The sequence below is a fragment of the Bacillus sp. EB106-02-03-XG38 genome (assembly GCF_058792175.1).
In genome coordinates, this window is the sequence record NZ_JBYTED010000001.1 from 1,187,332 (window position 1) to 1,213,696 (window position 26,365).

A 26,365-nucleotide genomic window follows, 5' to 3' on the forward strand; every position below is an offset into this window, starting at 1 on the left:
AAAGGAGTGTTCAAAATCGATAACATAAGTAGCGAATTTTTAAAACAATATTACGATAGTCGAGTTTGGTTATATGATACACATTGGCTTGGTGTCCCCATTCTCAAACTTCCCACAGATCTTTTTTTGTATCAAGAAATTGTTTACGAATTAAAACCCGATTTAATTATTGAATGTGGTACTTGTTATGGTGGTAGTGCATTGTATTTAGCTTCTATATTAGAACAAATTGGTAAAGGTCACGTTCTTACTATCGATATATTCCCTCAACCAAATCGTCCAAACCATGACCGAATTACGTATGTAACAGCTTCTTCTGTTTCTGTACAGGCCGTCCAAACCATTTTAAGTATGCGCAAACCTGATGATGTGATTTTAGTTATTTTAGATTCAGATCATAGTAAAGAACATGTCGCAAAAGAACTTTTACTTTATAAATCTATCGTTACTACTGGTAGTTATATTATTGTAGAGGATACATCTATTAATGGAAATCCTGTTTCTCCCGATTGGGGCCCTGGCCCGATGGAAGCTGTTGAAGAGTTTTTAGCTAAAAATAACAATTTCATAATCGATGAATCCAAACATAAGTTTTTCATTTCATTTAATCCAAAAGGTTTTTTAAAGAAGATAAAGTGAAACTTTAATAAGTGGGGGTTTTGTTCATCCCCCGCTTATTATTAGTTGAACCAATCGGGCTTTTACGGGCAGTTGATCTCCCACCTAACTCCTTTGCACAGCTGAACTTTGAGGTGGGGGGCTTACTGCCCGGCAAATAGCCGGGTAAAGTGAAACTTTAATAAGTGGGATTTTGTATAACCCCACTTATTCTATGATCTTCATTTTTGAAAATGGATAATAGACAAATTCTACTTTGCCTATTATATTATCTTCTTCAATATATCCTAAGCCGTTTCGACTATCTCTACTAAGCTCACGATTATCTCCCATTACAAATAACTTATTTGGCGGGATTTTTGTCTTTTGAAAGTTATAAAACACTTGCGTATTATTGAATAAATCTTTATTTGTATACGGTTCTTCTTGCTTTTTATCATTCACATACACTGATCCATTCGTTATGTTAATTACGTCACCAGGAAGCCCTATTACTCGTTTCACATAATATTTCGACTCATCCTCTTCCTTTATAATGACAATTTCTCCGTGCTCTAAATTAGAAAAATGTACTGTTGCTTTATTTACAAATACGTAGTCTTCTTCATATAAAGTCGGTTGCATCGATTTCCCTTCCACTTTACATAAAGTAAAAGAATGATAGGCTACTACCAAAACAAAAACAAAGAGTATGTATTTCCCCCAGCCTCTTTTAATCTCCTCTTTCATATCCATTCCCACCTTATTTAAACACTTTTTCACTCAAAAAATATATCACTGCACAATGTGTTTCTATGCAGTGATACTATTTTTACTGGGCCTTGTTCGGTTGTTCTACTGGGACTGGATTTCCACCTGCTCTTTTCGCTTTTAACTCAAAATACGCATCCAAAATCTCTTTACCAATCGCAGAATTAATTCCTGATTTGTCATCATTCACCCAAGGTACAACAACTGAAAAAGCAACTTCCGGATCAGCATCATATGGTGCATAACCGGCAAGAGTTAAATTATAACATTTTTTTCGGTTATTGTTTTCATCTCTTCCAATATCACTTTCTCCGCCATATACGGTTTCAGCTGTTCCTGTTTTTCCAGCTGGTTTATACGGTAATCCCTTAAACGTTGCAGTACCCGTCCCGTCAGTTTCTTGAAAAACTCTTCTAAACCCTTCTTTTACATGATTTATGTATGAAGTGTCCATATCCACTCGATTTAAAATAACTGGTTCAATAGACCGAACAACTTTTCCAACATCCTCTGGTCTATGTGGTTGCTCTCTCACTTCTTGTACAATTTGTGGTTTCATTCGGTAACCACCGTTTGCAATTGTTGACATATATTGAGCAAGTTGAAGTGGCGTATATGTATCATACTGTCCAATCACGTAATCAAGTAAAAAACCAGGTATGGTATCTGTTCTACCCATTTGACCAATCGATTCATTCGGCAAGTCAATTCCAGTCGGTACACCTAAGCCAAACTGTCTAAAGTAGTAGCGCATTTTATTAAATGTCTCTTTTTTAATATCTAGCGGATTGTTTGGCACATAATTTATACCTGCCATTTTTAACGCTGTATTAAACATATAGACGTTTGATGAAACTTGTAAAGCTCTTAAATCATCAATATCTCCAAAGTCTTTCCACGATTTCTTTGGCTTTGTACTTCCTTTAAAATACATTGGTGCATCGAAGAAATGCGTATACGGCTTAATTGTTTCAGTTTGATATCCGGCTAATAACGTAGCCCCTTTCACAGTTGATCCTAACTCATAAGAACTTGTCATCGTTCCTAAAGCAAAGTCTTCTATTTGCATCCCGCCATCTTTATTTACAATTTTCTTTCCAGCCATTGATAAAATTTGTCCGTTTTTCGGGTTCATCATTACAACGAACGCGCGATCCATCATCGGCTCCGCAGAATGAAATGCTCGTAAATTCTTTTCAAGACTTTCCTCTACTTTTTTCTGTAACTCCATATCCACTGTTAACATTAAGTTGTTACCACTTTTTCCTTCTGTCACTTTTTCAGTTCGAATAATATTTCCTGCTTTATCCGTAATATTTTTCGACTGTTCTTTCGTTCCATGTAATGCATCCTCATACTGTTTTTCAATGTAACTCTTACCAATACGATCATTTCGGTTATAATCACGTACTAAATAATAATCTAATTGCTCTCTTGGCAAGCCCTCATTTTCAGTAGAAACGCTACCAAGGATCGAGCGAAGTATTTTATCATTTGGGTATTCACGTTCCCAGTCTACTGTCGTATCTACTCCTGGTAAACTTGCCAATCTTTCACTTACGACTGCGTATTCATTTTGACTTACATCTTTTTTAACGATTTGCGGCGTCATTTTATATCCCGCATTCATCCTACTTTTAATTGCTAATACTTCTAAATCCTCTTTTGAAAGTTCGCTTAATTCTTCTTGCGTAATTCTTTCCCTACGTAACTCTTCTACTTTTTTATCTAATTCTTTCCCTTCCATCTCTTGCTTCCTAAATGTATTCTCATCTTCTTTTGTCACTTTTGCTGCAGCACGCTTTTCATTTAACTGCATCCAAAAATCCTTTTTATCTGTTTCTGTTAACTTATCTATATCTTCTGGTGACATTTCTATTAGCTGCGCTAACTGTCTTGCTACTTGTAAAACTTCTTTCGAATCTACTCCTTTCATTTTCGTATATGTAACGGTTCGTAGCGGTTTGTTATTTACAATCACTTGACCCTGCCGATCAAACATTTTCCCTCTAGGAACAGGCGTGCTTACCGTTACATCTTCCTTTTTGTTCACTTCATTTCTATACGTTTCTCCATCAATGATTTGTACTTTACCTAATTGAATTATAATAGCTGAAAATAAAAGAAAGACGATAAAAAATAGTACATTTAACCGAAAAGGAATATGGGTCTTTTTCTTTTTCGATTGTTTCTTCTGCTCCTTTTTCTGTCTCATTTCGCTCCCTCGCTTCATTCTATTAACATCTCTACATAGAACCATTATGTATCAAATTTATTTATATGATATATATAGAATTTTATATTAATTACAAAAGAAATAAAAGATTTAATTTTCAGTTTTTTAATTTTATATCCTATTTATTACCATTCCCTTATTAAGGAATAACATGAATGTTATTCTAAAAGAAATAGTGTATACAATTTTTTCATACCATTCATTTACATTTCTTTGTATACTAACAATAAAAGACACTACTAAGGAGAAAATGAAATGATAGATTCGTTTACAATACATACTAATACGTCATATTGTTTAAACTTTATGATTTATATTCAAAATATTTATCTCAACCAAAAAGAGAATAAAGAAAATTTGAGGTTTCCTTACATAGCAAGACAATTAAATTTCTCTACTAACTTTGAAGCGAATTTCAAAGAATTATGGCATACACTTCGCAAGCAAATTACTGACGACAAATATGATTTACACATTTTTCATGAGGAAATCCATATCTTTTATAAGAAGCTTTTTGACACTCAATTATGTAATGAGGACTCTTTTAAAGAATTAGTATGTAGTTTTAAAGTATGGTGGACTAGCATAGTAGGTCAGCTTTCATTAGAACGTTCTGTAAGTGAATATACTGAGCAACTTTATAATGACTTAGTTTTATACGTAAAGCAAAACGAAATAGAACCTTTACAACAGCTACATATTAGTTTACTTTATGACGACTGTATATTCGCTAAAGAAAACATTTCTTCCTATTCGGTTATTTTGCCAACTAAAACCTTTTTTATTGGTTATAGAGATGTGGTTACTACATTATCGAAATGCTTTAAACTGTGATTACTCAAATAAAAAACTGAGGTGAATACCTCAGTTTTTCCGATAACTTATTTCATTGAAGATATCCCTTCAACAAACTCACCAATCTTATTTTGAAAAACAAAATCAAAGTTATATTCTTGGCCTGTTAACTCTTCATTTACTAAAATGGTCGTTGCCCCTATCTCCCTCTTTGCGATTTGCGGGAATGAAGCGACAGGTTGTACTTTTAATGAAGTTCCCATAACAATAAGCACATCTGTTTCATATAAACGTGTTATCGCATTTTGATATTGCGGCAATGTATCCCCGTATAAAACAACGTCTGGATTTAAAATGAAATTACACTTCTGACAGCGAGGCACTTCATGATCAATCATATACTGCAAATCATATCCCGCTTTACACTTCGGACAATGTGCTGTTTGAAGTGTTCCATGTAAATCAATGACATGCTTACTACCGCCTAATTGATGTAAACCGTCAATATTTTGCGTTAAAATCGTAATATCTTTCCCTTGTTCTTCTAATTCAGCTAAAAAGCGATGGCCGCGATTTGGTTTATATTGATGAAACGTATTAATTTGGAAGATTTCTTTATAATGCTTCCAAAATTCTTTCGGACTTCTATTATAATATCCTCTTGATAAATACATCTCCACATTCGCATCAGCATACAATCCATTTGCTGAACGAAAGTCTGGAATACCACTTTCCGTGCTTGCACCTGCGCCTGTTAACACTGTAATTTTCTTCTCTTTTTCTAAAATTGAACGTACTTCTTCAAATTGCACAAAAATCACCTCTATGTATATTGCTATACTTATTATACCAGTTGTTTACAGGAGGTGTTGTATGATTTGATTTATAGTATAACAATAACGCATGCAAACATGTATTAACTTTTTCACTTCATAATTTAAATTCAGTAGAAATATATGATACTTACCCCTATTTGCTAATTAACAGTGTAAACACCTTTCTTATTCTAACTAGTTAATTAGTAAGTTAATATTATCTGTAAAATATAAAAGAGAAGCGTATGCCTCTCTTTTAAAATTGGAATTCTGCTTGTTGTTCTTCCGTAATAGTCTCATACCCATCAGGATTAACCGTATTACTAAAGATTAACTTAGCTGATGTAATCTCCTCAGGCTTCCCTTTAATAATAAGACCTACACTTCCCTCTTTTTTTACTTTACCATAAAATTTACTATCACTATCTTCGCTTTCCCAAATAAAATCATTTCCAATTGCATCCAGCTGTTCGCCATTGTTCAGAACAACTTTTTGAAGACCATAGAAATCTACATTTTGATCACTAGTGTTTTCTACACTATATTGAATTTGTATGTAATTTAGATCATCAGGTAATTTATTCCCACCTGTATATTGAAGTAAAAATTCTGTCATAGACTTATTAACTTTATTAAGCTTAATAATCTTCATATCTTTTACAGTATATTTAATAGGTGCGATATCTACAGTTTGGTTAACTTCTTTAATTTTCATTAATTCAGCTTCATTACCATCTGCTTTAGCTTTCTGCCCTACTTTAGATAGGTTTACAGTACCTTTTTCCTCTTTTTCGGACTTGTTAGAAACATCTTTTTGCTCTGCAGAAGTTGCTTTTTCTTTATTCTCTGTGGATGTTTTTTCATTTCCGCAACCTGTAAGAATGCTTCCTGTCAGCATGATGCTGCCTAATAAAACTGAAATTTGTTTTTTCATAATGTACCCTCCATGATGTTACTAATACTTATTTTTCCCTTGAAAACTTTACCATGGAATATTATACAATGTAAATAGTTTCATCAAATTAAAAAGAAATCCAATTTTAAGATTTCTTTTCCTTTATTACTAGTTATTATATTATTTTGTGAACATTTTTTAAACCTGCTATTTAGCTACTTTATCATCTTGAAGTTGCTTTTGTATTTCTATTACATCCTTATCGAATAACAAAATATTAACATTAGATTTAACCTTCTATACGCTTGACACATAATATTACTCCGAAGAATAGGGTATCACCCATTTCCCTATTTCTCCAAAACTTTATAAAATCATCTATGGATTCTAATTGTATCCCAAGTTATTCTTCTATTTAATGCGTCGTGCCTCCAACTTCCACAATATCCACCTCAACTGTCGTCGTTACTTCTACTGCCAGTTCTATCCCTTTACAAATAGTAGAAAGTGACATACTCGGTTGTCCTGGATAATTGCTAGCTTGCTCTGGTAAAAACGGAATATGAATAAATCCGCCTTTTATTTCCTTATCACGTTTCACTAGTTCATGCATGAGACCGTAGAATAAGTGATTACAAACGAATGTACCTGCTGTTTGCGAAACGGAAGCTGGTATGCCCTCTGCTTGTAGTCTTTTTACAATTGCTTTCATCGGAAGTGTAGACCAGTAGGCAGCTGATCCTTCTTCTACAACTGGTACATCTATAGGCTGATTCCCTTCATTGTCAGCAATTCTTGCATCATCAATATTAATTGCGACACGCTCTATCGTAATATCTGGTCTGCCCCCAGCTTGTCCGATACATATAATCATTTCAGGGTTTAGTTCTTCTATATATTCTTTTAAAACTTGTATTGATTTATGAAATACAGTTGGTACTTGTTTACTAATAATCTTGTATTCTCCGACTGTTTTTTCGTGCAAACTTTTTGCGACTTCCCAAGCTGGATTGATACTTTCTCCGCCGAACGGATCAAATCCTGTTAGTAATACTGTTTTCATAGTTTTCCCTCCTAATTAGAAACGATATACAAGGCCGTACATAATAAACATATTTATGATAAAGATTGAAAGAGCAATTGGTACTTGCGCTTTAATAACTGCATTTTTATCTTTTAGCTCTAATAGCATCGCCGGAACGATATTAAAGTTTGCTGCCATTGGAGTAAGTAATGTTCCGCAATATCCAGCAAACATACCGAGCGCTGCCATAATTGCCGGGTTTCCTCCGTGCATCTGCACAATTAAAGGTAAACCAATTCCGCCAGTAATTACGGCAAACGCTGCGAATGCATTTCCCATTACGACTGTAAAGAGCATCATTCCTAAACAATACGCCAAAACAGCAACGAACGGATACTCTGTCGGTAATACTTGGCCGACTAAATCAGAAACGACTTGGCCAACGCCAGATTTCGCGAAAATACCGCCAAGTGCTGCTAACATTTGTGGTAAAATGACAGCCCAGCCGACAGCCTGTAATAGTCTACTTCCTTCTTGTACAGGCGTTGTTATTTTCGATTTCGTAATACGCATCGCCGCAACAAATGCAAGTAATGCTCCAAGTGCTAATGCAACTAACGTTACTTTATCTGGATCAACAAGGGAAACATTCCCCCATTTGATTTTCCCTAACGTTAACGTACCGATAATTGTAAAAATAGGAATTAATAGTGCAGGCATAAAAATTTTATTTTTTAATTTCTCAGCATGTTTCACACGTTCTTGTACTGGTACTTCTTTCTCCTCTGATTTTGTTACTTTGTTTAATGAAGCTAATACGACCATAGCGAGCACGATACAGCCAACGTAAAACGAAGGGATTACATTTCCGAATAAAAATGTAACTGCAAATAACGCCCAAAATAAGCTAGAACCAAATCGATTTGGATGTTGGCGATCAAATGCAATACGAACAGCGATAAAAGCAACGATTATACCTAATACGTAATAAATTGTATCCATTGTGATAATGTTCATTTTATATTGCCTCCTTCTCTTCTTTTTCTTTTGCTTCCATCGTTTTCGCTATATATCTATCAAATCTTCTAAATCTGATCCAGCTTACGATAAGTGCCGATATTGCTGTTGGAATACCCCAAAGTGCCATATCCCATACACCGACATGCATACCTACTGAATCGAAGAATCCTTTCATTAATAAAATGGCACCAGTCGCGATAAATATATCCTCTCCGAAAAACCAAGCTGTATTTTCCGCTGCTGCTGCGTTTGCTTTAATCTTTTCTCTTAACTTTTCAGGTAGCTTACCGTATTTACCTTGCGCAGCCCCTTCTGCCATCGGTGCAACGAGCGGTCTTACTGTTTGCGCATGACCACCAATGTTCAGTCCAAGTGCTGCTGATGATTCTCTTATTGTGAAATATGACATTAATACTCTTCCAGTTGTTGCTCCTTTTGATTTCGTTATAAGTGCTTCTGCTCTTTCTTTCAAACCGTAACGCTCTAAAATTCCGATTACCGGTAAAGTTAATATAATTGGCATAGACATATATCTATTTTCTATAAAAAATTTACCGAACATGCTAATGACATCATAAAAGCTTAATCCTGAAACCATGCCTGTAACAATACCTGCAACCATAACTACTAATAGTGTATTTAATCTAAATAAAAAACCAACTGCAACAAGTAGTATCCCGATTAATTTAATCATCCCAGCACTCCCCATATTTTTTATTTCGGTGCACAAATAGAAATATTATTAAGTTCGAATGTTCTGTATATTTTTCCCGCAAATTGCACCGCTTTCTCTCCATCACCATGTAAACAAATTGTTTGTGCGTGAACTGCTACTTTCTCTCCGCTCACAGCGTTTACATACCCTTCTTTCACCATTTGAAGCACTTGCTTTATCGCTTCTTCTTCATTTTTTATAAGTGCATTTTCTTCCGTACGACTTGTTAATGTTCCATCTTGCTTATACGTCCGATCTGCAAAAGCTTCTTGTACGAGAGTTATATTATATTTTTCCGCGGCCTGTATAAACGCCTCGCTGTTTGCTAATCCGTAAAGTAATAGATTTGGATTACTATCATAAATTGCCTTTGCAATTGCATCTGCAATTTCCGGATTAGTCGCCGCCATATTATATAAAGCACCATGCGGTTTCACATGCTGCATCTCGCCGCCAGCTGCTTTCACAAATGCGTCTAATGCGCCAATTTGATACAATACATAGTCGTATACTTCGCTTGCTGACACATTCATATTTCTTCTTCCAAATCCAATTAAATCTGGAAAACCAGGATGCGCGCCAATTGCTATGTTATGCTGCAGGGCCTTTTCAACCGTTTTCCTCATTACAGTCGGATCCCCCGCATGAAAACCACAAGCAACATTTATAGAGGAAACGAACGGAAGAATTTCATCATCATTCCCCATTTTATAAGCTCCAAAACTTTCTCCTAAATCACAGTTTAAATCGATTGTCGTCACGATGTTTCACTCCAATTCTCAGCTTCGTAAAGCGATGAATTTCTTTAATAGATTCATATTTACTTCCTGTTCTATGTACAATTGTTCTGCTTCTTCCAACGTAATGTTCTCAAAAGAAACGTAGTCCCCTGGTTTTAATTGAGCAAGAAGTGGTAAATCTACTGAAATAATATTGCCCATTCTCGGATAGCCACCTGTCGTTTGCCTATCTGCCATTAATATAATTGGCTGTCCACCATTTGGCACTTGAATGGTCCCAAATGTAACGGGACTCGATAAAATCTCTTTTTCTTCCACTCTATTTAAAACTTCTCCCTCAACTCTATAACCCATTCGGTCAGCGTAATTAGATACTTTATACTCTTTCGTAAAAAATGCCTGTTTACTTTCTTCTGTAAATTGATCATATTCAAAATCCGTTATGACACGAAGTTTAGGATATTTCTTATACTTTGGCAGTACACTGCAGTTAATTGCCCATTTCGTTTTGACTCGTTCATCCTTTTGTAAGTCTTGAATGAAACGACTCGCCATTTCCTTGTGCGTACCAATTTGAAAATAATCTCCTTTTTTCAGCATTCTCCCTTCTATACCACCAATCGCTGCACGTATGTAAGTGCTTTTGCTTCCCATTATGCGATCAATCTGTATTCCCCCTGCAAAAGTTACATACGCCCTGCAACCACTTTTCACTTTTCCAAAACATAGCATGCTACCTTCTTCCGCTAAAATGGGACGCCATAATGGAATACGCTCCCCATTCAGTAACGGCTCCATATCCGCTCCGCCAATCGCAAGTAAAGTCGTTTTCTTTATTAACAATTTAGGTCCCATAATCGTCATTTCGAGTCCCGCTTCATTCTCTTCATTACCGACTAACATATTGATCATCCGAAGTGCACTTTGATCCATCGCCCCGCCAACTGGTACACCGTATTGTTGATAGTGAGATCGTCCTAAATCTTGGACTGTTGTAAGCATTCCCGCATGCAAAACTTCTACATCCATTCTTTAGCCTCCTCAAGTGATACATACTCTTCCTTCGTTATTGGGATAAACCGTAAATACATACCGCTTTGAATATATGTTGGTGTTTCTTCTTCTGGATTAAATAATGAAATAGGAGTTCGGCCAATAATATTCCATCCTCCTGGTGTTTCAAGCGGATATATACCTGTTTGATTTCCACCAATCCCTACCGAACCAGGAGGGATTTGTAGCCGTGGCGTTTCTTTTCTAGGTGTTTCTAGCTCTTTTGATAATCCCCCCAAATACGGGAACCCTGGTGTAAAGCCTAACATATACACAAAATATGTTGTTTCACTATGTATGCGAATGACATCTTCTACCTGTAATCCTCTTTCATGCGCGACCTCTTCTAAATCAGGCCCATATTCTCCACCGTAGCAAACAGGTATAGTAATATGTTTCACTTCTTTATTCACTTCTTCTTTATACGAATCACACAACTCTTTTATATATCGGCTAACGTATTGATATGGTCCTTCACTTCTCCCATTTCGCTTCCACACTTCGTATACATTGTAATAGACCGCTAATGAAGTGAACGACGGCACACATTCAACCATTCCTGTAAACGGATGCTGCCTCAACGCTTGAAATAATCGCTGCACTTTTTCGTATGTCTCCATCCGCATTTCTTCACCAAATGTAACAATAATTGCTTGATCCCCTAACGCAGAAAATTTCATCCCACTCCCTCTTTCTATGCTAAAAAGCCGAGTTCTTTCGAAATGCGATGTGCTGTCTCTTTCACTTTCGCAATAAAATATGCAATATTACTTTCGTTATACTCAATTGCTAATCCCGAAATACTAATACCCGCTACAACTGTCCCATCGCTTGCGAAAATGGGCGCCGCTATAGCCGCTGTATGATTTTCTAACTCAGAGTAGCTAATTGTGTGTCCTTCCTTTTTCGCCATTTGTAACACTTCTATCAACTGTTCCTTATCTACGATTGTTCCATCTGCAAACTGTTTTAAATCCGTTTCCTCTACGTATTTCCGTTGCTCTTCCTCAGAGAAATATGATAGTAAAATTCTCGGGCATGCACCCGCATAAAGTGGTGCTCTTCTTCCAACCGCCGTATACACGCGTACAGGCTGAGCACCTTCCATCTTTTCCACATAAATCGCGTCGTTACCATCTTGAATAATTAAATTAACTGCCTGTCCTAAACTATCTCTAAGCTCTTTCATATATGGAATCGCAATATTTCTTACTGATAATCTTTGTGAAACAAGTTGACCGAACCTTAAAAAAACGACTCCTAGACGATATTTCCCCTTCTCGTTTTTTTGTAAAAATTCCATTTCTTCTAACGAGCCAATTAAACGATAAACAGATGTTTTCGGCATACTCGTAAGCTGAACCATCTCTGTTAAACTTAGCTCTTCATGCTCATAAAACAACTCTAAAATATCCATTGTCTTAACTGCCGTTTTATTTATACTCATTCTATCTCCCTCTTATTCCGAATTCCGGAACTTAAATTCCGTTTTTCGAAACAACTATATAATTTAAAATTATAAAATATTCTTTCAATTCTATCAATATTTTTTTCAAGCGTATGAATCAATATATTTGTCAGTAATTAAAAAAACGTAAATACCCCATTACATTCGTAAATTTTTACATTAAACTATTACATTTCTAATATACTTCAATTATCATGATATATATAACAACATATAAGGAATGTTTCTTTTGAAAAAGCTACTAATGATTCCTGCTATTATGTTATCTTTTTGTATAGGTTATAATGTGACATTTGCGACAAATGAAGATACGAAGCTAAACTCCCAAATTGAACAACGTGCCATAACAAACGAAGACGTTGCATTTTTCGAATCAACCACTTATAATTTCAACTATTTTAATGGAGATAACTTAAGCGTTCTTGTGCAAAATACTGGTGATTCTCCTTTAGCGTTATACTTTCTTTGTATAACGCTAAAGGTACTTGGATGATTGACGGAACTTTAAAACCTGGGGAACAAGCAATAAGTGAATTCAATATTCACTGGACTGATTGGCTTCCGGACGGTGAATATAAAATTTTTTTTAGAAATAGAGACGGTTCACTTTCCAAAGTACATGTTGCCACAAAACTATTAGAATAAAAGTTACAATAAAAAAGTATGGAAGTTTAGATTTGAAATGAAATTTGATCACCTTTCATTCATAACACTAATATAAAAGAAAATATAAAGAGCATGTATTGATCAATACATGCTCTTCCCCTATTTATTCAAAATATTCTTTTTTTAACATGATTGATTGTTCTTTCTTACAACTTAACAAGTCTATTAGTTACATATTACTTATTTTTCAAAATCGTTCTTTTAGCTTTTTTAATAATTCTACTAGTTGATTTTATGTCAGTATCCTTTGTCCATTCTTCACACAAGTTTATTACCCAATCCGGTTTAGTTTTACTTGCATCATTTAACCAGTTTCCAACCGAATCTTGTACATATTTTGATGGATCTGATTTAAGTAAATTAAGAATGGGAAGTGCTTTTTCAGGCTCTTGTTTTAATATTTCAATATGTTTACTCCATACACCTCGAGGACGAATAGATTCTACAGAGAACCTGCGAATATTCTCATCCTCACTTTTTGCCCATTCTACTAACAATTCCACACTTTCTTCTATATTTTGTGATAGATCTTCTCTAATAGACAGCCAAGCTATTTCTCGAACACCAAAATGATGATCCGCCGCAAAAGGTCGAATGTACGTTAATGTATCTTTTAATGTGTTATTAGATTTTTTATTCATAAACGCTGCCCAACATCGTACACTATCTGAAATATGATCAGATAATTGTAACAGTATGTCTTCCTTGTTTCCTTCATTCTCTTTGAGTATAATTTCATCCAATAAAGTTCCTGTTATTCGTATGACTTTCATTCCTGTTTCAACGTTCTGTTTTTCTAATTCAGCTACTATACATTCCAAACTATTCTTGAGTCCTATTGAAGGTAAGACATTTTTAAGTAGTTCAATATGATTTATAGCCAGCCATTCTGTTAGATTAACACTTTCTACTTTCCCTTGCTGTAGTAATTGTAAGACCTCTTTAGGAATTTCGTTTACTTTCCTGGCTCCTTTCCTGTTTAAGATAGCTTCTACTTCTTTCGTTCTCATTTAAATTCCCTCCTTGCAATACTATCTTCAAATAAACAGAGGCCATTTTGAAAAATAATAATCAAAACGACCTCTGTCTTTCTTAAATGAACATTCAGTTTTACAAAAAATGTGATTTAAATCCGCTAGAAGAATATTTCTCCCATACTTGCTTTATAACGCTCTTACTTGTTTCAACGGCCAGAAAACAGCTTGTCCTTTTCCGACAATCTCATCTTCGGAAATAAACCCGAACATACGACCATCTTTTGAAACTTCACGATTATCGCCTAAAACAAACACTTGGCCTTCTGGCACTTTCGTTTTTCCTGTGATTTGTTCTAACGTAAAGTCTGGAGTTAATACACGGCCTGCTGCTTTTTCTTTAAACTCTTTTAAATATGGTTCTTTCATCGCTTTTCCGTTTACATATAACACATCGTTTTTATACTCCACTGTATCGCCTGGTACACCAATTACTCGTTTTACTAAATCGTACCCTTCTTTACCGTGGAAGACGATAATATCAAAGCGTTCTAATCCACTTATACTATAGCCAATCTTATTCACAAGAACTCGCTCGTTATTTTCTAAAGTAGGCATCATCGATTCCCCTTGCACTAGTGAAGGTGTAAATAAAACACCGCGAATAATAGCAATTAATACAAGAGTAAATCCTATCGTTTTAGCCCATGAGAATAATTCTTTCTTCGTATTTTCCTTCATCGTTTCTCCTCTTTCTTAACTGTTTATTGTATGATTTGAACTAATTGTTGTACTAAATTAGGATCAATTTCAGAAAAACATGATTTTCCTTCTCTTACCGCCGTACCGACATGCGCTTGCGTAATTCCAGTTTCATCTAGCAATTGCTTTATATTTTCTTTCGTCACGCCAGCTCCAACTACAAGTTGAATTTGACCATCGCTTACCTTTTGCATTTCTGTAAGTACCAGAATATTCTCTACTATATTTCCTTGTCCACCTGAAGTTAAAACGTGAGTCACTTTATGAAACTTCTTTAAAGTTTTCATCGCTTCTACTGGATTTTCTATGTCATCTATCGCACGGTGGTACGTTACATTTATTCCTTCTACAACAGATAGTAGATCGGCTAATTTTTCTTCATCCACTTCATTTCGTCCGTTTAGTACACCTAATACAACACCAGCTGCACCTAACTTCTGTGCAACGATAATATCTTCCTTCATCATTTCAATTTCTTCTTCCGTATATGTAAAAGACTTCGCATGCGGACGAATCATAACGTGAATCGGTATATGTACTGCTTCTACCGCTTTTTTAATAAATGCATAACTCGGTGTTAAACCGCCTTCTGTATAAGATGAAATTAATTCAATTCGCTTCCCGCCAGCTCGTTCAATTCGTTTCACATCTTCTAAACATGTTGCAATAACCTCTAGCATGAGATGACCTCTTTTCGTGCTTTTTTCTTATTATAACATTAGTAAAAATAAGAAACCTAGCTTTCTCCTATAAAACTGTAAAAAGAAGAATGAAAAGAAAGATTTTTTTCAATAAATGACGTTTATCGGTAATTTTATATTCTACAAAAAGGAGTAACTCCTAGCACTTCTGACTAAGTGTCACTCCTTTTTATTTTAGTTATTTTTCTTAGTTACTCCATTATAATAGTGGCTAAACGCTTCTACTAGTGCGTCAACGGAAGCGTATAATTCTTCTGGTGTATTATCGACCCCTCCCATTTCAATAAGTAATGCATTGTGAGATAGGTCTTGATTATATACTCCGTTCCCGCTTTTACGATCTTTAATAAAAATCCCTCGGCTTAAACCGTAATATTTTTCATCTAAATATGAATTTATTGCCGTTACTATTTTTTTATTTTTTTCATAGTTAGGATTTTCCCGTCCTAAAATGAAATAGAGCCGAGCATAATTTTTTCCGTTAATATTTTTTGTTGTAGTATTTTTTCGTGCATCATCTCTATGAAGGTCCATTGGGAACATAATATTTTTATCTTGCGTTAATTTATCTTGTAATATTTGACGGGATCCTTTGTAAGATTGAGCCCAATTTAAATTTTTATTCCGTAGAAAATCCCTCATATTTGTCGTATCATGCGAAACACCTATTCCTTTTTCTTCTAACTTTTGTTTTAAATAGTTTCCAACAAACGTAATATTCACTTCATTATTTGTACTGGAAGCATCATCGGGTACAGTAGCACCTGGAATAAGAGGAATAAACGCTTCCCAACTATGTGTATGATAAATAAAAACTTTATTTTCACCGTTATTTTGTGTATTCGAATTTTCATCAGTAGAATTGTTTTCTTTCCCACCCTTTGGGTGTTCAACAGCAGTACCTTTATCTTTAATTTTATCTAAAGGAATGCTGGATTCTTCGGGAATGTTTGTATAGTCTGTGCCTTCCCCAGCAATTAATATTTCCGAATAAAATTGATTCATATTAGGAAGTTCCCTCGTTAATAAACTCCGGAGATCATTTACATTAATATTTGTAGAAAGTGATAGTAAAAAAGATTCTAAAGACGCTCGTCCTTTTTCTTTATGAAATTCTTCTGCAAAATAACGATTTTCACTTCCTATCATATACATAAGACCTTTAGTAGAATTCGTTCCTAATAATTGATTCATATAATATGATTTAAATACGCTAGAATTACTAGAAATGATGAATGAAGTGAGGATACATATAATCGTGAATAAAAAACATATCAATATATACCTTACATTTAATACTTTCAGTTTTACTTTATTCATTTTATATCTCCCTTCATCTACTATATTCTTACGCATAAATTTCAATGAATATGATTACTAATTTAATAGAATTTCCTCAAACTACTTTGTTTTCATTTAAGATCTTTCCGTAAAGCCAATGAGGTTAAAGTTACCTTGCGCAAATATCATCAAAGACTTTAAAAGAAATGAAATAACCTGAGTCTATATAAATATAGAACTCAGGTTATTTCATACTGTTTACTCGGCAGGAGGCATTGCATTTTGATGGACTTTTTTATTCTCCATGTCAATGCCTAATTGCTCTTTCAATAACTTCATACCTTTTTGTGTAAGATGGACAGCACGACTCTTATCCGTTTTTGTAATCCATTCCTGTTCCAAAAATAGTTTTGCAATTGCAGATCCTAACCAACCAGAAATATGGTAGCGTCGTTCACTCCAATCAAGACAAGGTTTTGCAAATATTCTTCTCTTTATATCTGCCGTTTCAATATTTATTCCAAAATTCAAAAACCAGTTCTTACCTTTTTCCGTTACAATGTATTCTCCTTTCTCTAAAATGATAAATTCCTTATCTAATAATTTTTCGGTTATCTCTACACCGAGTCTGCCTGCAAGATGATCATAGCAAGTTCGAGCATAACGAACTTGTTTTAGTTGATCCGATTGTTTTAAAGAACGAACTTGGACTGTTGGTGCGATTGTTCCTAACTTTTCAAGAACTTCTGCTACCTCTTGATTAGCAAGTCGATAGTAACGATGTCTACCATGTTGTTCAACTGTAAGTAGATTCCCCTCTACTAATTTAGAAAGATGAGAACTAATCGTTGGATGTGACACCTTTGCCATATAAGCCAATTCGCTAGCAGGTAGTGCCTGATTATTCATTAAACAATCTAAGATAATTGCTCTTGTAGGTTCAGCAATTAGTTTAGCTATATATGAGATATTCGGATATACATTCATATTTCGATGATACCCTAACTATTAAACTGATACAATTATTTTAAGTTTAATAGTAAAGGAGAATGTATTATGAATGCAATTGATCTTAGTATATTAAATTTGAAAGAAACGAGAAGGCGCTCAGAAAAATTATGGAATTCTCTTCCCGATAATTTTCTTAATTGGAAGCCTGATCATGAAGCTATGTCCTTTGGTGAAATGATTCGTCATGTATGGAGCTCAACTTTTTACTATCATATGATTTTACAAAACAACGGCTCAATACATGATATACATTTCCCCTATGATGACGAGCCAATTACTTGTGTAAAAAAAGAAATTGAATTGGCACAAGTATACTTTACTGACTTCATAGAATATGTACAATCCATAAGCATAGCCGAGCTAGATTCAACCCTTATTGATCGAAGCGATGTTGGCTATGAAAGATATTTAGGCGACATGCTACTTCGAATTGCCTATCATGATGCGGTCCATGCAGGTCAATTTTTACAATATTTACGAATGGTAAACTTGGAAAGACCTTTAATTTGGGATTAGATATGACAAATGTTTACAACGCTTCATTTTAAACTAGTATATTAAACACATAAAAAGCACGTGTTTGATTACTACTCAAACACGTGCTTTCAAAACAACTATATTACTCACAAACAATAAAATGCAAGTTTAAAATTACTACGACCAAAACGCCGCATCTGCTAACATAGACAGTGTTACATCATCCATCGGCGGATTGTGTAATCCTGCTCTGACGTTTAAATAGTAACGATGAAGAGGATTTCTTTCTGATAAACTTTTTGCCCCTACGATGCGCATTGCTTTATCTACAATTGATATCGCTGCATTCGTTACGGCATATTTCACTGCAGCTAATTCTGCTTGCAGTGATAATTTATCTTCTGCCTCATCGTACTTTTTCGCAATTTGATATAAAAAGACGCGAGCTTGCATAAGCTCAAGTTCTAATTCTCCAACTAATCTTCTAACATTCGGCAATAAACTAATAGAATGATTTAAACTATTTGGCTTGTATGATCCCGCAAATTGAACTGCATAATTTCTTGCTGATTGTGCAATTCCTAAATAACATGCTGGTATATGTAGCAACCAGCCAATACCCTTTTGTTTCACTTTTCCGCCCTTTATATCTGTAAAAAAGCGGTTTTCTATCTCCACATTTTGTAAGACAAGGTCGTGACTAGCAGTCCCCCGCATCGCAACGCTATCCCACGTTTCTTCAATGGATACACCGAGCGTATTTCTTGGAATGACAAACTCACCAACTTCTTCTCGGCCTTCAATACTCGCTGAAATAATAAAATAATCAAGTATTGGTGCCATCGTTGTAAAAGTTTTTCTTCCGTTTATAACCCACTTCTCGCCTTGTTGAACCGCTATTGTTTCTGGTTTTCCACCACGCGTCGGACTCCCTGTTTTTGGTTCTGTTGCTGCCCTGTTAAAGAGCGCGCCATTACGCACTTCTTCACAAAACCATTTGAACATCTCATCATTCCAAGAGTGATTTTCCGCTAGCTCTTTCACAATACCAAGATGCCAGCCAATCGATAATGCAGTAGCTCCGCAGCCTTCCGCAATTTTCTCTTGAAATAAAACGAAGTCATATAAAGAAATCGAACTACCTCCAAATTCCTTTGGTAACGTTAATTTCGTATATCCGATATCTTTCAAATCACTTATATTTTCATACGGAAATGATCCTAATTCACTTAGTTGATGCTCCCTTTCCATGAATTTCGGAATCAATTTATTTATTTGTTCAATAATGAAAGATTGTTCTTCTGTTTCAACAAATGAGAGTGCCATACTATAATCTCCTTTATGTTCGATTCATGAACCGCTCACTTTTTCATTATGATTATATGAAGCTACCTCTCTATTGTTTCACTATTCCGATAAAAATACAATGTTTTTGACTAATAAGAAAAGTTCCCATTTAAAATAGGTTCTTTTCTTATTAATCTCCCTTCAATGCCTTTAATGGCAATGAGGTTACATATCCAATGTACGAGAATAATTCTTTAAAGAAGAATGGTATTTCTGTGTCTAACGTTTTATATGCTGATGTCGGCGTTGGTGAAGCATACGCTTCAATATTAATATGTTTTGCGATTCTCATTGCGCGTTTCATATGAAGTGGATCACTTACAATCGTGTATGTGCGTATTCCGTTCTCTATTCCAACTTCCTTCGCATTCTTTAAATTCTCTTCAGTGAAAAGGGATTTAGTTTCTATTAAAATATCTTCCTCTTTTACACCTTGTTTCATTGCATATACTCTAGCAGTACGCGCTTCCTCAAGTTCTGCTTCGAACTTTGTACCACCTGTAAAAATAATCTTTTTAATATTTCCGTTCTTATATAAAGAAATCGCATGATTAATTCTTTCTTTAAATACAGGGGATGGTTTTCCGTTCCAAGAAGCCGCTCCTAGTACGATACCAGCATCCGTTTTCACACTATCATCTGTTTTAAAACGATAGCTCCAAATATCGTAAGCTGCATAACTTACATATAAAATAGCAGAACAAATCATTAGTAAAAATACTTGAAAGATTCGTCTTTTCTTACTTTTCTTATTTTCTTTCATTTGTAATTGCCTCCGTACATCATCCATACTTCTATAAAAAACATTTATATCAAATCGTTTTGTTTGAGTTTATTTAAAAGAAGGAACTTTACTTGTTATTTATGTATAAAAGGGTTTTCATTTAAAATTGAGGATTATCAATTCATTTTTTATTTGCGGTTTTCATTACATGTTTTAAATTCATAAGTTTATTACCATACAACTACATTGTAACGAATTTTTTCTCAGAAGGGAACGATGAAACAAAAGTAATTAAAATAAAGTAGCATTTTGTAAGAAAAAAGGTATATTTTTCATACATCTCGAACAATATACCTTTCAAAACACGAATTATAAATTTTCTTTATACAATTCTAATTTTTCCAACAAACGAGCTTTCACTATTGGCCATTCGCTTACGATTATACTATACACAACTGCATCTCTCACATGACCACTTGGCAATTTTCTTTCATTTCTAAGCATCCCCTCTTTAACTGCTCCTAATCGCTCAATTGCTCGTTGTGCTTTTTCATTTCTTGCATCTGTCTTAATTTGCACTCTCAGCATATGCAGTTTTTCAAAAGCATACTGGAGAAGCATATACTTACACTCTGTATTGATACTCGTACGTTGCACACTTGGATGATACCACGTTTGTCCTAATTCGACTGTTTTATCTTCTACTGAAATATTATATAAACGTGTACTTCCTACAATTGTATTCGTCTGTTGATCCACTACAACGAAAGGTATTTCATTACCCCTTCCGTAACTCTTTATCGCTTTTTGCACGTATTGCTGCATATCTTGAACACTATCCATTTTAGAGATTAAATACGCCCAAATATCACGATTTCCTTCTACAATCGAAAACAAAGTTTCGACATCATCACTATCTATTAACCGTAACTGTGCTCTTTCGTGAATGATTTCCATTTGAAAGCCCCCTTTATTGTTACTATATCATATAAAACAAAAACGTTTTATAATAATAATAGAATGTATTTGAAAAGGAAAAAATTGATAATTTCCAATAAATGCTATATAATGATAAATCGGGAGGGGATAAAAATGCTAGATCAAATTACTTGGGGAACACCTGGCAGCTTATTATGCTTAGGATTCTTTTTTGCAGGACTAGGAATTTTCTTAAGAAGCATGACGTCATATTCAAAAAATAAATAAAAGCATCCTAAAAACAGAAAATAGTACATTTTCATGTTTTTGGATATTTGATTTTCTTAGCTTGATAGTGATATGGGAATACCTCGCTTTTAAACAAAAGAAGCCTTTCTTTTACAGAAGGCTTCTTTTGTTATAGATTTATCTTATTAAAACTTTAAAGCAACAAATAAGCAACCGGCGTAATAATAAGTAACGTTAATATCGTTCTTTGTACGTAGAGAATTATAAGTTCCGATACTTTTAACGGAATGTCCGTTGATAAAATACAAGGAATGGAAGCTGAGAAAAACAATATAGATGATACCGAAACAACCGCAATGACAAACTTTGTCACAAGTGGTGCACTTACAACTAATAGAGAAGGTAAAAACATTTCTGCGATACCAACGGATGCCGCTTTAGCAGCTAGTTCTGCTTCTGGTAATTGTAATAGCCATGTAAAAGGATAAAAAATATAACTGATCCAATCAAATATTGGCGTAAATTTCGCTAAGACGATACCAATTAATCCTACTGACATAATGGATGGCAAAATTCCCATCGTCATAATAAATCCGTCTTTTAAGTTCACTGCAATATTTTTCACAATACTCGGCGCAGATTTCGATACTTCTAGCGCGTCTTCCCATGCGCGTTCTAACATTTTCTCTTTATAAACGGGCTCTGGGAACCCTTCTTCTGTTACATATGTATCTGGTTTTCTACTAAGTGGCGGGATTCTTACGGTGATAGCAGTTACGATGAATGTTACAACGAGAGTAGTCCAAAAATAAACATTCCATAAATGCATAATGTCTAATGTTTTTGCAATGATGATCATAAATGTTGCGGATACCGTAGAAAAACCTGTAGCGATAATCGCTGCTTCTTTTGTCGTATACTTTCCTTCTTTATACACGCGGTTCGTAATTAATAAAGCTAACGAATAACTCCCCACAAAGGATGCAACCGCATCAATTGCTGATCGTCCTGGTGTTTTCCATAATGGTCTCATAATCGGACGACAAAACGTACCGATAAATTCAAGTAATCCGTACCCGACTAATAATGCTAAAAAAGCCGAGCCAATTGGAACGAGTAAACTTACTGATATTACTAGTTTCTCATACAAAAACGGTCCTACATCTGGTGCAAAGAACCAAGCTGGCCCTACTTTCAAACAATATAATACACCGAAGATAACACCAACTACTTTTAAAATTGAAAAACAAATGTCTACGATAGATGCATTCCACTTTTTCGTATAAAACGGATAAATCGCCCCCATTATCATAACGAGTAATGCGTAATAAGGTACTACGCCCGGAACCGAAGTCCGAATCCATGATACGATATGATCAATCATAATGGAAGAAGCACCGTTTATCGTAACTGGTACGAAAAACATAAACACCCCAACTAGACTAGCGAGTATAAACCGAAGAACGGTCCCCTTCTCACTGCCTGTCTTAATTACATTCCTTTTTAATTCAATTTCACTCAAAATTCGACACCTCCTATTATCTAAATATTCTGTATAATTACGTTAGATTCCTTCTTTCCATTTCTATATTTAATCATATAAAAAAAGCCTATTTAAAAAATAGGCTTTTCTATTATCTCTCATAATCATCCACAATTACTTGAATAACACGATACGATTCCTCTGCCACTATTTTATTACTAGTCTTATTCGCATCATATGTAATTAACGCTTTCCAAAGTGCCCATCCTCTTGCTCTATTCCACGTTTCTTCATCTATGCGCAATACTTCTTTAAATACGTTTCTGCTATTCTTATCAAAAAATGTCCATGCCATCGCTGCATCACAAGCCGGATCGCCTACTCCTAAAATACCAAAATCAATTACGGCACAAAGCTTTCCGTCCTTAACAAGTAGATTTCCTGGTGCAACATCTCCATGAACCCAAACTGATTTACGCTCCCACGTTGACTGAAGGGCTACATCCCAAAGATGCTTTAATACGGTTTCATCAAAAACGTCCTTATTATTTTCGATAGCATCTCTCGCCTCTTCATCATATACAGATATAAGCCCGCCTCGGTAAAAATTATGTGCTCCAGCTATTGGGCCGTTACTCGCATCAATGGATTGCAATTCTACTAAAAATGATCCTAAGTCCGCCGCAAATTCATGTAAATCACGAACATTTTGTTTCGTAACGGTTTCTCCCTCTATCCATTTATTAATAGACCATGGCCACGGATACGATTCTGATGGATTTCCTTTCGCAAGTGGTGTAGAAATCGGTAAAGAAAGCTCCTTACTTAATATAGGTAGCCACTTATTTTCTTTCTCTACTTGCGGTGCATATGCCTCATCACTTGGTAATCTAACACTCATCTCATCCCCTAGATGAAACGTTCTATTATCATGTCCACTAAACTTTACAGGCTTCACCTCTAAATGTGCCCATTTAGGAAACTGTTCCCCTATCAATTTTTTAACTAACTCTGTATGAATTTGATTCATTCACTTAACCCCTTCTCTTTTGAAACTTACTAAGTCCATCTGTACTCCCAACATATTCAAAACCATTTTTCTTATAAAAATCATTCAACGTACGATTATGCCCAACACAATCTAGTTTCAAAAACTCTTTGTCATTTTGTACATTCTCTTCTACCCACTGTAAAATCCATTCTCCAATCCCATTCCCCTTATACTTCCGTTTCACCGCAAATCTATGAATATATAAAGAATCTGAAACTTCCTCCTTACCAAAAATACGCTCATCCCATTCATTTTGTTTAGGAGATACTGTAACCGTACCGACAATTTCATTTTCTTTCACAACAACATACGTATATTTCTCTTTTATACCTTCTAATATTTCAGCCGTAGCCTCTCCGCCTAGCAGATACTGCCATTGATCCACTTCTTTATGTTGTAGCCACTCTGCTACTTCTTTTAATAAAGTGATGATGCTATCGCTTTCCTCTTCAGTAGCAGTTCGAATTGTATATTCTTTAACTGTATTTCTCTCCATATTGCCGTTCCCCTTTCAAAACTTACTTCTCTCTTTATTCATTTTCGTTTTATACATTATATACCAAAATTAACCACTACGCCTTCAAAGATATCTAACCTGTATTTCATCAAAAAAACCGCTCACTACTAGTGAAACGGTTTTAATTCCTTCAACATTCACTTCGTCTTCACAAAATAATATAAAAACCACACCGCATGATTTTGTTCATCGGCAGCTATTCTGCGCAACAACTCTTTCAGATGTGCATCCGATGTTTCATCGGAAATTTCCAAATAATAATCTACCGTCTTCTGTTCATCTTGTATAGCGAATTCTAATCCTTGTAAGTACGTATTCGGGCATTCTTCTGTAATTTGTGGCTTTGGCTGCTGACCTGTTAAATTTGTATAGATTTGTACAAAATGATGAAAATGCTTTATTTCATCGTTACGAATTTCAAGAATTTGATTTCGTTCCGCCGCATTTGGAGCCATATTAGCTAATTTCGCATAGCAACTTATTGCACTAAATTCTCCATTAATTGCTTTCTCAATATCACGAATCAACTTATCATTTTGCCTATACCAATCATAATAATTCGAATTATACATCGTATCCCCTCCATTATTTCACATAACATTTTATGCAATTTGAAATAGCAGGAGCATGTATATAACAGGAAAACACAAATCCGAACCCTTCTATTCCCTTTAACCTATAAGTTAATAAAAAGATAAAAACGCTTCACTCCTAGTGAAACGTTTTTATCTTTTATGCATTTACTTCCGTTTTATGTTCCTTTCCTACACTACGTTTGAATGCAGTCGCTAAAATAATCATCATACTTACTACGCCAATCCAAACGAGCACTGTTACAGGTGTACTCCAGCTTAAGTCTTTTCCGAAGAAGAAGATTTCTCTAAGCCCTTCAATCATAAATCGCATAGGTAACCATGCATACACCCAGTCTTGGTAAAATGGCGACAACATTTCAGGCGCTAATGATAATAACGGTGCACCAAAGAATAGTAAGAGAGCAAATACACCAATTCCCTTTAATCCAACTAATGAAAGTACCGCCGATATCATTAAGAAGAAACTAAAGGACGTAATAGATAAAAACAGTGCCGTATCTGTGAAGTTCGTAATATTTAACCCTACCATACCATCCGCGATCCATGTAAGGCCAAATCCAATGACAAGTGTCGCAATAGCTCCTGTTATGATTTGTTTTAGTTTTAATACAAAGTTTTCTTTTCTTGTACTTACTGGCATTTTACTTATCGCAATAAAGATAATTGCTGCGCTCGCTAGACTTGCAATCCATAACGGCTGGAATAAAGACATTGGCGAGTTACCGTTCGCACTATTTTTGCCGGTTTCATTTACGTTTGTCACTTTCTTTGCAATCGGTGTGACTACCTTTGAAACTTGGTCTGCTGTTAATGTAGCTCCTTTTGCTTTATATCCTTCTAATAATTGCGTGCGAACAGTGTTATTCATATTATCAACTACAGCATTTAACATTTGTCCTGCCATAGTTGAAGCCGCTGTATTCATTCCTTGATTTATGAATATTTCTACCTCTGGCGAAGATGGCTGTGGTGTTCGTAATGATGCCTGCTTTGTACTAAAATCTTTCGGAATGACTAATGCTGCGTAATACTCTTGATTATTTAATCCTTTTTGCACAGATTCTTTATTTTTTACTTCTACCCACTTTACTGAAGGTTCTTCCTCTGATTTTGATGTCTTTTTCATATTATCAACAATCGTTTGCCCCATATTCATCTTCGGTTGATTCGGGATTTCTACTCCTTGATCCTCATTTACGATTGCGATTGGCAAGTTTTTCGGCTGTGGTTGAACCGTTGGAAATAACGTTAATGAAAAAATAAAAACTACAAGTAGTGCAATAATTGGTGATACCAATAAAAGTTTATTTTTAAACATTTTCTGTTCTCCTCCTCTAATTTGATTTATAATAACCAACAACGTGTTGTTTATTTATATTTTGAATTATATGTTCGAGTTGAACCTTATACAATAATCAAAAATCGTGAATGTGTCGGTTATAAGACACATCCTTGAAATGTGTTGGCTAAAATGAAGGA

General features: G+C 35.0%; 27 protein-coding genes and 1 pseudogene. 4 read left to right on the top strand and 24 right to left on the bottom strand.

The window, feature by feature from the left end; translation table 11 throughout:
- The first annotated feature begins 6 nt into the window (after window positions 1-6).
- Window positions 7-639, top strand: a complete 633-nt coding sequence (locus AC3WTI_RS06130; protein ID WP_087955747.1) for a cephalosporin hydroxylase family protein — start codon at window positions 7-9, stop codon at window positions 637-639.
- A 186-nt stretch (window positions 640-825) separates the two neighbouring features.
- Here the strand turns inward: AC3WTI_RS06130 and lepB (AC3WTI_RS06135) are convergent, their stop codons facing one another.
- Together lepB (AC3WTI_RS06135) and AC3WTI_RS06140 are read right to left on the bottom strand one after the other, a co-directional pair.
- A complete protein-coding gene (gene lepB, locus AC3WTI_RS06135; RefSeq protein WP_087955745.1) occupies window positions 826-1,347 on the bottom strand; it encodes a signal peptidase I in 522 nt (173 codons plus the stop codon).
- Between the two features lie 82 nt (window positions 1,348-1,429).
- Window positions 1,430-3,583: a peptidoglycan D,D-transpeptidase FtsI family protein gene (locus tag AC3WTI_RS06140; protein ID WP_087956255.1), complete on the bottom strand. Its 2,154-nt coding sequence runs from the start codon at window positions 3,581-3,583 to the stop codon at window positions 1,430-1,432.
- 276 nt (window positions 3,584-3,859) lie between these two features.
- Between AC3WTI_RS06140 and AC3WTI_RS06145 the strand changes: the two genes are divergently transcribed.
- Complete coding sequence (locus AC3WTI_RS06145; protein WP_097841237.1) at window positions 3,860-4,438, top strand: hypothetical protein; 579 nt, start codon at window positions 3,860-3,862, stop codon at window positions 4,436-4,438.
- A 47-nt stretch (window positions 4,439-4,485) separates the two neighbouring features.
- On the opposite strand, the gene AC3WTI_RS06150 is transcribed toward AC3WTI_RS06145, so the two are convergent.
- From AC3WTI_RS06150 to AC3WTI_RS06190, 9 genes are all read right to left on the bottom strand, one after another.
- Window positions 4,486-5,220 carry an NAD-dependent protein deacylase gene (locus AC3WTI_RS06150; protein ID WP_087955741.1) on the bottom strand — a complete coding sequence of 245 codons (735 nt, stop codon included), beginning with the start codon at window positions 5,218-5,220 and terminating at the stop codon, window positions 4,486-4,488.
- Between the two features lie 250 nt (window positions 5,221-5,470).
- The gene (locus AC3WTI_RS06155; protein ID WP_000744245.1) at window positions 5,471-6,148 is read right to left on the bottom strand and encodes a hypothetical protein; all 678 of its coding nucleotides are present in this window, start codon (window positions 6,146-6,148) and stop codon (window positions 5,471-5,473) included.
- A 376-nt stretch (window positions 6,149-6,524) separates the two neighbouring features.
- Window positions 6,525-7,172: a pyroglutamyl-peptidase I gene (gene pcp, locus AC3WTI_RS06160; protein ID WP_087955739.1), complete on the bottom strand. Its 648-nt coding sequence runs from the start codon at window positions 7,170-7,172 to the stop codon at window positions 6,525-6,527.
- A gap of 15 nt (window positions 7,173-7,187) precedes the next feature.
- Window positions 7,188-8,150 carry a DUF979 domain-containing protein gene (locus AC3WTI_RS06165; RefSeq protein ID WP_087955737.1) on the bottom strand — a complete coding sequence of 321 codons (963 nt, stop codon included), beginning with the start codon at window positions 8,148-8,150 and terminating at the stop codon, window positions 7,188-7,190.
- Window position 8,151: 1 nt separating this feature from the next.
- Window positions 8,152-8,847: a DUF969 domain-containing protein gene (locus AC3WTI_RS06170; RefSeq protein WP_087955735.1), complete on the bottom strand. Its 696-nt coding sequence runs from the start codon at window positions 8,845-8,847 to the stop codon at window positions 8,152-8,154.
- Between the two features lie 20 nt (window positions 8,848-8,867).
- Window positions 8,868-9,629, bottom strand: a complete 762-nt coding sequence (gene pxpA, locus AC3WTI_RS06175) for a 5-oxoprolinase subunit PxpA (RefSeq protein WP_087955733.1) — start codon at window positions 9,627-9,629, stop codon at window positions 8,868-8,870.
- 18 nt (window positions 9,630-9,647) lie between these two features.
- The gene (locus AC3WTI_RS06180) at window positions 9,648-10,637 is read right to left on the bottom strand and encodes a 5-oxoprolinase subunit C family protein (RefSeq protein WP_087955731.1); all 990 of its coding nucleotides are present in this window, start codon (window positions 10,635-10,637) and stop codon (window positions 9,648-9,650) included.
- Window positions 10,628-11,341, bottom strand: coding sequence for a 5-oxoprolinase subunit PxpB (pxpB, locus tag AC3WTI_RS06185; protein WP_087955729.1), 714 nt, complete (start codon window positions 11,339-11,341; stop codon window positions 10,628-10,630). The genes AC3WTI_RS06180 and pxpB overlap by 10 nt, the downstream gene beginning before the upstream one ends.
- 14 nt (window positions 11,342-11,355) lie before the next feature.
- Window positions 11,356-12,108: an IclR family transcriptional regulator gene (locus AC3WTI_RS06190; RefSeq protein WP_097841236.1), complete on the bottom strand. Its 753-nt coding sequence runs from the start codon at window positions 12,106-12,108 to the stop codon at window positions 11,356-11,358.
- Between the two features lie 250 nt (window positions 12,109-12,358).
- Here AC3WTI_RS06190 and AC3WTI_RS06195 point away from each other — a divergent pair.
- A pseudogene (locus AC3WTI_RS06195) lies at window positions 12,359-12,774 on the top strand (hypothetical protein).
- Between the two features lie 197 nt (window positions 12,775-12,971).
- Here the strand turns inward: AC3WTI_RS06195 and AC3WTI_RS06200 are convergent.
- From AC3WTI_RS06200 to AC3WTI_RS06220, 5 genes are all read right to left on the bottom strand, one after another.
- The gene (locus tag AC3WTI_RS06200; RefSeq protein WP_097841235.1) at window positions 12,972-13,805 is read right to left on the bottom strand and encodes a DNA alkylation repair protein; all 834 of its coding nucleotides are present in this window, start codon (window positions 13,803-13,805) and stop codon (window positions 12,972-12,974) included.
- A gap of 153 nt (window positions 13,806-13,958) precedes the next feature.
- On the bottom strand, window positions 13,959-14,510 hold the full coding sequence (gene lepB / locus AC3WTI_RS06205; RefSeq protein ID WP_087955723.1) for a signal peptidase I: 552 nt from the start codon (window positions 14,508-14,510) through the stop codon (window positions 13,959-13,961).
- Window positions 14,511-14,533: 23 nt separating this feature from the next.
- Window positions 14,534-15,211: a copper homeostasis protein CutC gene (locus AC3WTI_RS06210; RefSeq protein ID WP_087955721.1), complete on the bottom strand. Its 678-nt coding sequence runs from the start codon at window positions 15,209-15,211 to the stop codon at window positions 14,534-14,536.
- 195 nt (window positions 15,212-15,406) lie between these two features.
- Window positions 15,407-16,552 (bottom strand): stage II sporulation protein P, encoded by a 1,146-nt coding sequence (locus AC3WTI_RS06215; protein WP_097841234.1) that lies wholly within the window; start codon window positions 16,550-16,552, stop codon window positions 15,407-15,409.
- 219 nt (window positions 16,553-16,771) lie between these two features.
- Complete coding sequence (locus AC3WTI_RS06220) at window positions 16,772-17,500, bottom strand: ArsR/SmtB family transcription factor (protein WP_087955717.1); 729 nt, start codon at window positions 17,498-17,500, stop codon at window positions 16,772-16,774.
- Window positions 17,501-17,569: 69 nt separating this feature from the next.
- Between AC3WTI_RS06220 and AC3WTI_RS06225 the strand changes: the two genes are divergently transcribed.
- Window positions 17,570-18,040 carry a DinB family protein gene (locus tag AC3WTI_RS06225; RefSeq protein WP_087955715.1) on the top strand — a complete coding sequence of 157 codons (471 nt, stop codon included), beginning with the start codon at window positions 17,570-17,572 and terminating at the stop codon, window positions 18,038-18,040.
- Between the two features lie 138 nt (window positions 18,041-18,178).
- Here the strand turns inward: AC3WTI_RS06225 and AC3WTI_RS06230 are convergent, their stop codons facing one another.
- The 8 genes from AC3WTI_RS06230 to AC3WTI_RS06265 all read right to left on the bottom strand — a co-directional run bounded on the left by AC3WTI_RS06230 (window position 18,179) and on the right by AC3WTI_RS06265 (window position 26,204).
- Window positions 18,179-19,327 (bottom strand): acyl-CoA dehydrogenase family protein, encoded by a 1,149-nt coding sequence (locus AC3WTI_RS06230; protein ID WP_492304346.1) that lies wholly within the window; start codon window positions 19,325-19,327, stop codon window positions 18,179-18,181.
- Between the two features lie 151 nt (window positions 19,328-19,478).
- Window positions 19,479-20,111, bottom strand: a complete 633-nt coding sequence (locus AC3WTI_RS06235) for a YdcF family protein (RefSeq protein ID WP_000662223.1) — start codon at window positions 20,109-20,111, stop codon at window positions 19,479-19,481.
- A gap of 330 nt (window positions 20,112-20,441) precedes the next feature.
- Complete coding sequence (locus AC3WTI_RS06240; RefSeq protein ID WP_087955711.1) at window positions 20,442-21,029, bottom strand: GNAT family N-acetyltransferase; 588 nt, start codon at window positions 21,027-21,029, stop codon at window positions 20,442-20,444.
- 403 nt (window positions 21,030-21,432) lie between these two features.
- Entirely contained in the window at window positions 21,433-22,761 is a 1,329-nt protein-coding gene (locus AC3WTI_RS06245) for a YjiH family protein (protein WP_097841233.1), read from the bottom strand.
- 112 nt (window positions 22,762-22,873) lie between these two features.
- The gene (locus AC3WTI_RS06250; RefSeq protein WP_097841232.1) at window positions 22,874-23,752 is read right to left on the bottom strand and encodes an aminoglycoside phosphotransferase family protein; all 879 of its coding nucleotides are present in this window, start codon (window positions 23,750-23,752) and stop codon (window positions 22,874-22,876) included.
- 4 nt (window positions 23,753-23,756) lie between these two features.
- Window positions 23,757-24,269 carry a GNAT family N-acetyltransferase gene (locus AC3WTI_RS06255; RefSeq protein WP_087955702.1) on the bottom strand — a complete coding sequence of 171 codons (513 nt, stop codon included), beginning with the start codon at window positions 24,267-24,269 and terminating at the stop codon, window positions 23,757-23,759.
- Window positions 24,270-24,427: 158 nt separating this feature from the next.
- Window positions 24,428-24,862 (bottom strand): ferritin-like domain-containing protein, encoded by a 435-nt coding sequence (locus AC3WTI_RS06260; RefSeq protein WP_087955701.1) that lies wholly within the window; start codon window positions 24,860-24,862, stop codon window positions 24,428-24,430.
- Between the two features lie 160 nt (window positions 24,863-25,022).
- On the bottom strand, window positions 25,023-26,204 hold the full coding sequence (locus tag AC3WTI_RS06265; protein ID WP_087955699.1) for a YhgE/Pip domain-containing protein: 1,182 nt from the start codon (window positions 26,202-26,204) through the stop codon (window positions 25,023-25,025).
- Between the last annotated feature and the right edge of the window lie 161 nt (window positions 26,205-26,365).